9 protein-coding genes and 1 pseudogene are annotated in these 11782 nt (G+C 69.4%); 6 read left to right on the top strand and 4 right to left on the bottom strand.

Annotation, left to right across the window (positions count from 1 at the left end; translation table 11 throughout):
- Positions 1–609 precede the first annotated feature (609 nt).
- The 3 genes from NGB36_RS02195 to NGB36_RS02185 form a co-directional block, all read right to left on the bottom strand.
- Positions 610–810, bottom strand: a complete 201-nt coding sequence (locus tag NGB36_RS02195; RefSeq protein ID WP_255918285.1) for a hypothetical protein — start codon at positions 808–810, stop codon at positions 610–612.
- A gap of 227 nt (positions 811–1037) precedes the next feature.
- Positions 1038–1205: a hypothetical protein gene (locus tag NGB36_RS02190; RefSeq protein ID WP_255918284.1), complete on the bottom strand. Its 168-nt coding sequence runs from the start codon at positions 1203–1205 to the stop codon at positions 1038–1040.
- A 195-nt stretch (positions 1206–1400) separates the two neighbouring features.
- Positions 1401–2108, bottom strand: coding sequence for an SDR family NAD(P)-dependent oxidoreductase (locus NGB36_RS02185; protein ID WP_255918283.1), 708 nt, complete (start codon positions 2106–2108; stop codon positions 1401–1403).
- Positions 2109–2211: 103 nt separating this feature from the next.
- Between NGB36_RS02185 and NGB36_RS02180 the strand changes: the two genes are divergently transcribed.
- On the top strand, positions 2212–3051 hold the full coding sequence (locus NGB36_RS02180; RefSeq protein WP_255918282.1) for a helix-turn-helix transcriptional regulator: 840 nt from the start codon (positions 2212–2214) through the stop codon (positions 3049–3051).
- A gap of 256 nt (positions 3052–3307) precedes the next feature.
- Here the strand turns inward: NGB36_RS02180 and NGB36_RS02175 are convergent, their stop codons facing one another.
- Complete coding sequence (locus tag NGB36_RS02175) at positions 3308–3874, bottom strand: hypothetical protein (RefSeq protein WP_255918281.1); 567 nt, start codon at positions 3872–3874, stop codon at positions 3308–3310.
- Between the two features lie 1253 nt (positions 3875–5127).
- Here NGB36_RS02175 and NGB36_RS02170 point away from each other — a divergent pair.
- The 5 genes and pseudogenes from NGB36_RS02170 to NGB36_RS02150 all read left to right on the top strand — a co-directional run bounded on the left by NGB36_RS02170 (position 5128) and on the right by NGB36_RS02150 (position 11779).
- Positions 5128–5412, top strand: a complete 285-nt coding sequence (locus tag NGB36_RS02170) for a hypothetical protein (protein ID WP_255918280.1) — start codon at positions 5128–5130, stop codon at positions 5410–5412.
- Positions 5409–5618 (top strand): annotated as a pseudogene (locus NGB36_RS33630) (ArsR family transcriptional regulator); the annotation flags it as partial. The gene NGB36_RS02170 and the pseudogene NGB36_RS33630, both read left to right, overlap by 4 nt.
- A 456-nt stretch (positions 5619–6074) precedes the next feature.
- Positions 6075–7886 carry a SpoIIE family protein phosphatase gene (locus NGB36_RS02160; RefSeq protein ID WP_255918278.1) on the top strand — a complete coding sequence of 604 codons (1812 nt, stop codon included), beginning with the start codon at positions 6075–6077 and terminating at the stop codon, positions 7884–7886.
- A 27-nt stretch (positions 7887–7913) separates the two neighbouring features.
- A complete protein-coding gene (locus tag NGB36_RS02155) occupies positions 7914–8117 on the top strand; it encodes a hypothetical protein (RefSeq protein ID WP_255918277.1) in 204 nt (67 codons plus the stop codon).
- 458 nt (positions 8118–8575) lie between these two features.
- On the top strand, positions 8576–11779 hold the full coding sequence (locus NGB36_RS02150; protein WP_255918276.1) for a lectin: 3204 nt from the start codon (positions 8576–8578) through the stop codon (positions 11777–11779).
- Positions 11780–11782: the final 3 nt, after the last annotated feature.

The raw sequence follows: 11782 nt of genomic DNA, 5'->3' as shown, positions 1-11782 counted from the left end.
TCCGGCGTCGAGATGCCCAGGCAGCGGCTCGAAGGATTAGCGGGATTAGAGAAGGCCCTCGTGCCGCCGCCGGCTACGCACAGGCAGGCAGGCTCGCGCCGGTGGTGGGGTGCGGTCGAGGAGGCGGACGCCGTGTATGAGCAGTACGGTCGGCCGGGGCGTGAACGCTTCGTCAGGTCTGCGGGCCGGCGCCGACGGCGGACGTCACGAGAACAGGCTGATGATCCCCCGGGGTCTCCGCTTGGGGAACTGCACGACGAGGTGGCGTTCCCTCGTTCATCGGGCCCTGAGAGCTGTGGAGGCGCTCAGCGTTGAGCTCAGCACGACAGCACGACAGCACGACAGCACGACAGCGTCGCCGCACCGCCAAGCCTAGGCCGGGCGGCGGCAAGCGACTTCGTCCACTCTCCCCTGTGCCGGCCAGAGGCCTACCAGGGCAGACCCAGCCCCTGCTGGTGCAGGACGGACACCCGGGCATCGGAAGGCCCCGAGCCGGCTGTCCGTGCCGGCTCGGGGCTCCTTCGCCTCGTACGCCTCCCGGGTTGCGGGCGAGGCTAGTTCTGACCTCGTTGAGCGTGCGGCAGCGGTATCACCGCCGCACCCCGGAGGTCACCGACCGTCGCCCCTTCGCCCCCGGCACCGGACCCAGTGGTGGTGGCGCCAGCAGTCCCGGTAGTGGTGGTGGTGATGGTGATGACGATGGTGGTGGCGGCCGAAGTCACTGGCCTGGGCGGCGGTGGGACCGACCAGACCGGTCATCGCCAGGGCGACGGACGCGACCGTCACGCCAAGAATTCGTTGAGCACGCACGGAAACCTCCCTGCGGTAGCTGCACGAACTGACGTGACCAACACCACCACATGGAGTACCGAGCGGCCCGCTGCGTTACTCCGATCGGGTGCTGACGACTGCGCCGGGCCGGGCACGTCCTTCGACCTGCGTCATGCAGGTCCGGCGTCCGGCCACGACGCGCCGCGACTATGCGGGGTGGGTCTTCTCCTCCTGCGGGCCCCTCTGTCTCTGCACGCCGTCGAACTTCACTTCTGCCCTTCCTGCAGCTCCCGGCGGCCCTGGGCGTCGAAGTCCGAGGAGCGCAGGGCACGCGGGTCGTGCACCCCGTGCTGTACGGGTCGAGGCGGACGGCGGTCGCGGACGAGGACGTAGGCCGCACCTGCTGCACGGCCGATCGTCGTGACGAGCCTCATCGTGACACCGAGCGCGATCCTGGAGCGGAGGCATGCGAGCAGTCCGCAGGCGGACAAGGTCGTCAGGCCGAGCAGTATCCGGGCACGGGCGATCGGTTCGAGCAGCGGACACCCGCGCCGGGAAGCACGGAACCTTGGCCTCGTCCTCGCCGAACGGTACGGCGCCTGCATCAGGACGTCGTGACATGCCTTCTTTTACCAGGGGAGGGGGCCTTCGGCATCGAAGTAGCCTCCGGTCGGGCCGTCTGGGCCCACCTGCGCCATGCGGACGATGATCTCGGCGCCCTCCTCGACGGTCTGCGTGCCCGTGCGCCCGTTCAGGTCAGTTGCGGTGTAACCAGGCTCCACCGCATTGATCCGCATGCCCGGGAACGCCTTCGCGTACTGCACTGTGATCATGTTGACCGTGGCCTTCGACGCCGGGTAGGCGACGCCCGGGTAGGCATACGCCGGGGTGCCTGGGGCGGTGACGCGGGTCATCGAACCCAGGCCACTGCTGACGTTGACCACGACCGGGGCGGCGGACCGCTGCAGCAGCGGCAAGAACGCGTGAGTGACGCGCACCACGCCGAAGACGTTCGTCTCGAAGACCGTCCGCATCATGTCGGCGGTGACCTCCGCGGCGCCGACCACCACGTTCCCTTCGCTGCGGCTTTCGATACCGGCGTTGTTGACCAGCACATCCAGTCCGCCGTCGACCTCGATCGCCTTCGCTGCCGCGGCGACGGACGCGTCGTCGGTGACATCGATGAGGACCATGCGCGCGCCCAGCTGCTCGGCGGCCCGACGCCCGCGGTCTGCGTCCCGGCTGCCGACGTAGACGGTGTGGCCTGCTGCGATGAGTCGGCGGGCGGTCTCGAAGCCGAGTCCCTTGTTTGCTCCGGTGATCAGTGTTGTTGTCATGCCTCCAGGTTCCCGGCAAGCGGCGTGGCCAGCCAGAGGTCCTGTCTTCCTGGGACTGCCAGTACCAGGCAGGCCGGTCGACGGCCGGTGCACACTGGTGGGCATGGTGACGACGGAATTCGGGCAGGCGGTGCGCCGCTGGCGCGACCGGGTCTCGCCCGAGGCCGCCGGGCTGCCCGTGGGAGGGCATCGGCGCGCGGCTGGACTGCGCCGAGAGGAGCTGGCGATGCTGGCCGGGATCTCGGTCGACTACGTGACCCGTCTTGAGCAGGGCCGCGCATCCCATCCGTCGGCGCAGATCGTCGAGGCCCTGGCCAGGGCCCTGCGGCTGTCGGCGACCGAGCGCGCCCACCTGTTCCGGTTGGCCGGGCTGGTGCCGCCGGGCCCGGAAACGGTACCCGCGTACATCACCCCGAGCGTGCAGCGGCTGTTGGACAGACTGACCGGGACGCCCGTTGCCGTGTACGACGCGTCCTGGACACTGCTCATGGCCAACCCGCCGTACGCGGCGTTGATGGGCGATCCGTCCGGATGGCGCGGCAACGAGCGCAACGGCGTATGGCGGAATTTTCTCGGCCCGGGCACCCGGGCCCGGCACACGCCGGAGTCCCTGCGCGCGTTCCAGGCCGCACTCGTGGCCGACCTGCGCACGGCCGCCACCCGCTATCCGGCCGACCAGCAGCTCCAACAACTGGTCGCGGAACTGCGCGCGAACAGTGACCGGTTCGCCGAACTGTGGGACTCCGGCACCGTCGGCCGGCACGAGGCCGCCCGCAAAACCATCGACCATCCACACGTAGGCCCCCTCACGCTCGACTGCGACGTACTCACGGTGTCGGGCAGCGACCTGCGCATCATGATCTACACGGCCGAGCCCGGCACCGAGGACGCCGAACGCCTCGCCCTGCTCACCGTGCTCGGTACCCAGGCACTCGTCGAATAGCCGCCCCAGCCGACAGAGCCGCGGCGATCGGGGTCGAGGCCCAGCCCGCAGCCCCCTCACCGGGCTGCACACGGCCTTCGTAACGAGCACCTTCGTCGATCCCGGAGTACGGGTCGACGCCCGGCACCCTCCTGCAGCGGCGAACCCCAGAGAGCCATGGTTGAGCCCCGCCGGGCGGTGCTCGGCGGGGCTCAACCATGGGTTAGCTGTTCCGTTCTGCAGCGAGTACGCCCCGAGTACGCCCGTCTGCTGAAGGTCAGCGTGCGGACGACCGGCGACGCGCTGCGCCGACGAAACCGGCGAGACCGAGTGCGGCCAGCGAACCGCCGAGGGCGAGCTCCGGCAGGTTCGGGCTGTTCACTGAGCCGCCCACACCAGCACGGACTCCACCGACGGGGCGTGTGGTGGTGCTGGAACCTCTGACCCTTGAGGTGGTGTAAACCCTGGGAGCCACATACCGTGTTACGACACGACGGCTGCTCCGGTAGCCGCCCTCCTCGCCGCCGCGGCGCCAGCTGCAGGTGCTGATCCAGCCGCGGATCCAGCGGCCACCGCCGCGACGGAAGCCCCGGTCGCGTTCCGAGGCGTGGACCCAGCCGCTGTCCCATCCGGGACCGCAGCGGTGGTGCCAGCGTATGTACTGGTGACGGTGCTCGGTGCGGTGGTGGTGGTGATGACGGTGGTGGTGGTGGCGACCCACCACCCGCACCTGTCCGTTGTCGGACGTCGGGGAGACGGACGCGGCGGTGGCGGCCGGCATCCCGAGCACCATGGCGGAGGCCGCCATCGAGAGTGTGGCGATAGTAAAGCGCGTGCGGCGCATGTCTGTTCCTCCTGTGCGTCTGCGGCGGCGAGGTTCTGTATCCACGCTCTGAATCGCCACAGATGGGCTAAGAGGAACGTAAGATGAGATTCACGTAAGGACACCCCGAATGCCAGCCAAAAGAGTTAAAAGGGGAGAATAGCCACTCCGTTGGCCCATCTCCATCCGCCGCCCGACCCGGTCGATGCGATAGTGAATGGGGCTTCTGTGACCGGGCTTCCGTCCCGGGTGTGGCAGCCGCCTTGGCCGCCCCAACGGGCAGATCAAGTACCTGGGGTTGGACAGAAACGACAGCAGTCCCTTGCGTCCGACTCCCTGGGACCCGAAGACGATGGCACCCATAGGCGAGTGGGTCGACGTCAGGGCATCCCCCAGCGCCACGTCTTGGCGAAACCGTTCACCCGCACCAGGGGCGGTGCCGCCGACAACGGGCGAGCGCTTGACAGTCGGTTCAGGGGCGAACAGGCGGTATCCGGTCAATCCCGTACGCAGTTGGTGGCGTCTCCGCTCTGGGCAGGGCTTATCCAGCGTCAATCGGGCCCCGCCGGGATGGTGACTCCTCGCCGGGGCCGCGCGCCCATCCGCGGGGAAGCCTCCCCTTCCGTGGCCCTGCGGGTGTCGGAAACCCCGTCCATGGTCCGTGACATGCCAGTTCTGGTGAACGGCCGCCGGTCGGCGGACAGGTAGGTCCGGCCGGTCGTGCTGCTGCGACTGCCCCACCTCGACGCGTCAGGCGTGTTCGACTTCAGACGGTTGCACGGCACGCTCGGTTCCCGCAGACCGCAGGCATAACACGGGGCCACCAACCTCGTGCGCCGATTGTCCGCACTGCCCCAACTGACGGATCGTCACCTACTCCTGCTGCCTGAGAGAACCCTGAGACCGATCACTGAGGAGCCGTGGAACTGCTGCTCGTCGCCAGGGCGGGCGGATGGAACTGACGGTGGATCATGCCCTCGGGTGCCGCGGAGTGCGGACCCATCGCCCGGATCGCACACCGCGGCACTCCCCCGAACCCGCGCAGGACCCCTGCGGGGGCGCCTCAGTTGGACAGGGTTCCGCAGAGGTTCTCGACCGTGCCGTGCAGTGCGCTCAGCCGCGGCACACCGCCCGCTCTTCCCACCCGGCCCTCCCGGACCTCGAGACGGGGCTCGGCCGGTGCGCTCGGCCTCGCCCGAACAGGTGCGTGGCGAGCTGCGGCGCGTCTGCGGCGGGGAGCGGCCGTCACGGCGTGGACGGCAGCGCTGGGGCGCATGGAACGCGAACCGCGGGACGAGGTCGAGCGGGCCCTGAGGACCGGGTTCGACGCGGTGCTCGCCCCCGAGTGGGAGCGGGTGTGCGCCGCATTCCGTGCCGACGTGGACTGGCGGCGCCGGGTCGCTGCCGAGCGCGGCCTCGGCGCCATGCTGGCAGGCCTGCTGCCCGGCGCTCGCTGGGAGGGCACGGTCCTCGTTCTCCCGTTCTCCCGTCCTGCCGCGAGGGCGGTTCCCGGTGGGCGGCGGGGTGACGCTGCTTCCGAGCGCCTTCTGGACCGGTGAGGCGCCCTTCGGGCGGTACCCGGACACGACAGGCCGCTGTTCTACCCCGCGCTCACCCGCTGCCGCTCGTCGCCGCCGAGGCCGAGGCCCAGGCCCAGGCGGGCGCCCCGCTGGCCGACCTGCTCGGCCCGACCCGGGCCGCCGTGCTCCGAGCTCTGACGCGGCCGTACACCACCACAGGGCTTGCCAGGGAACTCGGCATCAGCCTGGCCAGCGCCTCCGAACACGCCAGGACCCTCCGTGCGGCCGGCCTGGTGGAGACCAGGCCAGGGCAGGGCGGTCGAGCACAGCCTTACGCCACTGGGCGCACAGCTGTGCCGTTGGACACCGCACCGTGCCGCGCTGCACGTATTGGCTTCCCGCACCTGGCCCGCGCGGTCGATCATGGGCCCGCCCGCACGGGTCCGGCAGGCATGTCCGACGCCGGCGAAGGATCCGGACCCCCGCACGGCGCGACGAGCAGCGCCTTGATCCGTCGAGCCGATCACGAGAACAGGCGATCTTTCCTGACCTCGTCCTCATCCCGCTGGGAGAGAGTCAGCCCGTGCCGGCCTGGGCGCGGGCCACCCGCTCCACAGTCCCTTGAAGGGCCGCTCAGGCCGTTTCACGGGAGACTGGTGTGTGGATCCGGGCGTGCGGATCCGAGCCGTAGGGTTACGACTATGGAATTCCCTACCGGACGGCGGGGCGCCCAGGCGCGCCCGGAAGGTTCCGGACAGGAAGACGAAGCCCTGATGGACTCGGCGGCTGCTGCGCTGTCGACGGGCGGCGCCGAGGAACTCCTGCGCGGCATGGTGCACGGCACGGCCGCTGCTGTCGTCATGCTCGATCCGCAGTTGCGGTACCGCTACGTCAATCCGTCCTTCGTGCGCATGACGGGCGTGCCCGCCGGCGAGGTCGTCGGCCGCACCCTCGCCGAGACGCTTCCGGGGATCAACAGGAATGCCGACGTGCTCCGGCAGGTGCTCGCCGACGGGCAGCCACGCGAAGCGGTCAGCAGCGGCCTCGGGCGTCTCGACTCGCCGCAGGCGCCGCATGAGCGCCGGTGGTGGCGCGGTACCTACCATCGGTTGGAGGTGGGGGGCCGGGTGACCGGGATCATCGGCATCGTGTTTGAGGTCACCGAGGCCGTGCAGCAGTGGCGTGACCTGGAGCGGACCCGGGCCCGCCTCGCCCTGCTCGACGAGGTGGCCACCCGGATCGGCACCTCGCTCGACGTGGAGACGACCTGCGCGCAGCTGGCCGACTTCGTGATCTCGACGGTCGCGAAGCTGGCAGACATGGCCGCCGTCGAGGTCGTGCCATCCCATGTGGCGCAGGGCGGCGGAACGACCAGGACGGGCACGGTACGGCTGCACCGCACCGCCGTCGCCTGCGTCCCGGCGCTGCGCAGTCGTGTTGCCGACATGACGAGCGAGTATGCGAGATACCCCGACGGGGCGCCTGTCCAGCGGTGCTTGCAGACGGGTCAGCCCGTCGTGCTGAACCGGCTGTCGGAGGGCGAGCTGACCCACTACCCGTCCGGCACCCGGCGTGCGGCCGCGTACCGGGCCGCTGGGATCCACTCCGTTCTCGTCGTGCCGCTCACTGCCCGTGGCCACACGATTGGGACCGTGACCTTGGCGCGGACAGGCGAGTCCCCGCCGTTCACCGACAAGGACGTGGTGCTCACCCAGGACGTCGCCGGCCGCGCCGCCATCAGCATCGACAACGCCCGCCGCTACGCCCGCTCCCAAGACATCGCCCTGGAGCTGCAGCGGGCCTTGCTCACCGAGCCGGGCAGCCCGCACCCCAACGTCGAGTTGGCCTGCCGCTATCTGCCGTCGGGCACCAGCGCCGTGGTCGGCGGCGACTGGTTCGAGACGATACGCCTTCCGTACGGGCGCACCCTGCTGGCCATCGGGGACGTCATGGGACACGGCATCGAGGCCGCCGTCGACATGAGCAACTACCGGTCGGTGCTGCGCTACGTGGCGGCCACCGACCTGCCTCCGCACCGCATCCTCCGGCAGCTCGACACCATGATCTGCGAGGAGAGCGAGTACGCCCGCCGCCCGGCCACCTGCCTGCTCGCCCTCGCCGACCCCGCCCGGGCCCGCTGGACGTACTCGAGCGCAGGCCACCTGCCGCCCGCGATCTTCAGCCCGGACAGTGACACCGAACTTATCGACGTGCCGACCGGTCCGCCGCTCGGCACCGGATTCGGCGGGTACGAACTGGTCATCGGCGATCTGCAGCCCGGACAGGTCCTGCTGCTCTACACCGACGGCCTGGTCGAGCGGCGGGACGAGGACATCGACCAATCGCTGGCACGCCTGGCGAAGCTGCGGCTCCCGCTGGTTGGCGATCTCGACGATCTGATCGACCAGGTGCTGCGCACCTTGGTCCCGCATGCGGTCGAGGACGACATCGCCATCCTCGCCGCAAGGGTCCGGCCCCGGCCTGTGGCCGGTGAGTCCGCACCCCACAGCTAGTAGACGGTGCCTGGCGAGGCTGCTTGTGTGCCCGATTGGGGGCGCACCGGGCTCGCCGTGGTCGCCGCCGGCCCGGCAAGGCCGCCCGTCGCGCAAGGCGCGGTGTGCGACGTGGGCAGCAAGGAGTTCGCCACCATCCAGGGCGAGGAGCCTGCTTTGACGGGCGGGACGGCCCACGTGCCCTATGCGGCGCTCAAGCCGGGCCACACGGTCACCCATACGTGCAGCTGATCACGGTGCAGTCAGGGGGCATTGAGCGAGGGCAGGACGACGTCGTCGAGGATCTCGTTGGCGACGTGGTCGGCCGGGGTCGGCTGCCGGTCGCGTTCGACTTACGGTCATGGCAGGCCAGAGCGGCCTACGCGAAGGCTTGACAGGGTGCCACGTCGGCGTCAACCTTCCCAAGAAAAGCCGCTTTTGGCACCCTTCCGCGTTTCCGCTCTCTGTCGCCGCCCGGCACCCTTCGTCCCGGTGGCGACATGACGCGCACGTCGCATGCCGCGCGCCGCCATTCAGCACCGTAGTCATCCGCCGACACCGCCACCCTGCTCACGGCAACGTTGTCTCGACGCTGCCCTGCGAGTCCGGCCGGCTGCCGCACGAGGGAAAGGGCACCGATGGCACGACCGAGAAGAAGCCATAGACGCGTTCTCCCTCTCATCGCCGTCGGCGCGCTCACTGCCATGGGCATGAGCGCGCCCGCCGCACCGGCGGCCTCCGCCCTCGTCACCTCGCCCGCATCGCTGGTCAACCCCTTCATCGGCACCTCGAACGGCGCCAACGACTTCCCCGGTGCCGATGTCCCGTTCGGCATGGTGCAGTGGAGTCCGGACACGCCGTCCAGCCCGGACGGCGGCGGCTACGCCTACATCGACTCATCCATCACCGGCTTCAGCCTCACCCACCTCTCGGGGCCGGGGTGCCGGGCAGCGGGCGACGTCCCGATCCTGCCGACCGTCGGCGCGGTCAGCACCAGCGCGACGGACGCCTTCTCACACGCCAACGAGTCCGCGAGCGCCGGCGCGTACACGGTGTCGCTCAACAACGGCGTGAAGACCGAGCTGACGGCCACCACTCGCAGCGGTATGGCCCGTTTCACCTTCCCCGCCACCACCCAGGCGAACCTCATCTTCAAGCTGGCCGGAAGCCAGGGCGGCGACACCAACACCCAGTTCGACGTGGTCAGCAGCACCGAAGTGAGCGGGCAGGTCACCAGTGGCAACTTCTGCGGCTCTGGCAACTCCTACACGGTCTACTTCGACATGGTCTTCGACCAGCCGTTCAGCGGCAACGGCACGGCCGTCGCGACCTACGCACCCCCTTCGCCCAGAACAGGAGTCCCGCCGACCGCCCCGGAGGCGCCCAACCGGCCGACTCTGCACGGCATCGTCCCGAGCGTGACGAAGCCCTTCACCCCCATGACCGCCGCGTCGGACGGGTACGTCACCTTCGACACCACCAGCAACCCGGTCGTCCAGGCCAAGGTCGGTCTCTCCTACGTGTCCGTGGCCGACGCGGCGGCCAACCGCACGGCCGAGAACCCCGGCTGGGACTTCGACAGTATGCGCAGTGCCGCACAGAACACGTGGAACACACTGCTCGGCCGCATCCAGGTCGCCGGTGGCACCGCCGGCCAGCAGACCGTCTTCTACACGGCGCTGTATCACGCTCTGCTGCATCCCAACCTCATCAGCGACACGGGCGGCGAGTACCCGGGCTTCGACGGAAAGATCCACACAGTCGATCCCGGGCATGCAGCCGCATACGCCAACTACTCGGGTTGGGACGTCTACCGGTCCCAGGCCCAACTCGAAGCCCTGGTCGATCCGCAGGCAGCCTCGGACGCGGCACAGTCGATGCTCGACGACTTCGCCCAGACCGGACGATTCCCCAAGTGGTCGGAGAACGACGGCGAGACATACGTCATGGTCGGCGACCCGGCCGACGAGATCCTCGCCGACTACTACGCGTTCGGCGCTCGGAGTTTCGACACCTCGACCTCGCTGGCCGACATGGTCACCGAGGCCGACAACCCGAACACCATCCGCCCGGGGCTGCAGTATCTGGAGCAGATGGGCTGGCTGGCCAGCAACGGCAGCTACGGCTGCTGCAACTTCTACGGTGCGGCCTCCACCACGCTCGAGTACGACTCAGCCGACTTCGCGGTATCCGCCCTGGCCGGGGCGCTCGGCGACTCCACCGACCAGACCGCGTTCGTCAACCGGGCGCAGGACTGGCGCAACCTCTTCGACTTCGGCAGCGGATTCATTCAGCCGCGCGACAAGTCGGGCTCGTGGACCTCGGGTTTCTCCGCCACATCGGGCACCGACTTCGTTGAGGGCGATTCCTGGAAGTACACCCCGATGGTCCCGTTCAACCTGCGCGGGCTGGCCGACGCCATGGGTGGCGATGCCGCCATGGCCCGCTACTTGAACACCGATCTGTCCTCCTTCACCGGCGCGAACGGGTACGCCGATCTCGGCAACGAGCCCAGCCTGGACATCCCGTGGGAGTACGACTACATCGGCCAGCCGTACGAGACCCAGCACGTCGTACGGCAGATCCAGGATCAGATCTGGACCGACGCCCCTGGCGGCCTCGCCGGCAACGACGATCTGGGCGAGATGAGTTCCTGGTATGTGTGGTCCGCCCTCGGGATGTATCCGGAAACCCCCGGTACGTCGGATCTGGCCCTCGGCAGCCCGCAGTTCGCACAGGCGCTGATCGCCCTGCCTTCCGGGAACACGCTGACCATCGACGGCACAGGGGCGGCAGACAACGCGCCGTACGTCCAATCGGCCACCTGGAACGGTTCGCCATGGGACAACGCGTACGCACCGCCGGGTGCGATCACCAGCGGGGGCACGCTCGCCTACACCCTGGGCAGCTCAGCCAACACCGCCTGGGCTTCGGGCGCATCGGCCGCGCCGCCGTCGTACGCCGGTTCGCCCACCTACACCGACGTGGGCGTCTCCAGTGATGCGGCGTCCGGCTCAGCCGACTTCGACGGCGGAGGGTACAGCTACTCGGGCAACGCTCTGGCGGCGGTGGGCGTGACTGCGGGCTCCACCGTCACCGCGGACGGCGCTGGCTTCACCTGGCCGGCCGCCGCCTCCGGCCAGTCCGACAACTACGAGGCGAACGGCCAGACCGTCCCGGTGTCGGGCACCGGTGCCATCACCTTCCTCGGCTCGGCCAACAACGGTCCGTCGTCGGGTACCGCCACCGTCGTCTACACCGACGGTTCGACCCAGTCGGTGCCGCTGACGCTGTCCGACTGGACGCTGAATGGCGGCAGCACGTCGCCCGCCGCGGGCAACACCATCGCCGTTACCACCGCCTATCGCAACCACGCCGGTGCCTCGCCCGACACCATCAAGACCTATCTGTTCGCCACGGCACCGGTGGATCTGGCCTCGGGCAAGACGGTCCGCGACGTGCGGCTGCCCTCCGATGTCAGCACAGGGGGGATGCACATCTTCGCCATCGGCTTCAGCAGCGGTCCCGGCGCGGCCCCCATCGTCTCCGGCATCTCCTCGTCCCTCTGCGTTGACGACCTCCACAGCGCCACCGCCAACGGCAACCCCATCCAGATCTACGGCTGCAACGGCACGGACGCCCAGTTGTGGACGGTCGCGACGAACGGAACCATCCAAGCACTGGGTGGCTGCATGGACGTCACCGGCAGCGGTACGGCGAACGGCACGAAGGTCCAGTGGTATCAGTGCAATGGCACGGGCGCCCAGCAGTGGAAACCCGGAACGAGCTCGTCGCTGGTCAACCCCGAGTCGGGCAAATGCCTGGACGACCCCAACTCGTCCACGACCCCGGGCACCCAGCTGCAGATCTACACGTGCAACGGGACGAAGGCCCAAAGCTGGCAGCTGCCCTAGATC

Origin of the sequence: Streptomyces humicola, assembly GCF_024436035.1 — a bacterium.
GTDB classification, from domain to species: Bacteria; Actinomycetota; Actinomycetes; order Streptomycetales; family Streptomycetaceae; genus Streptantibioticus_B; species Streptantibioticus_B humicola.
Note: the sequence above shows the minus strand (reverse complement) of the source record. Positions and strands in the feature narration are given on the sequence as shown.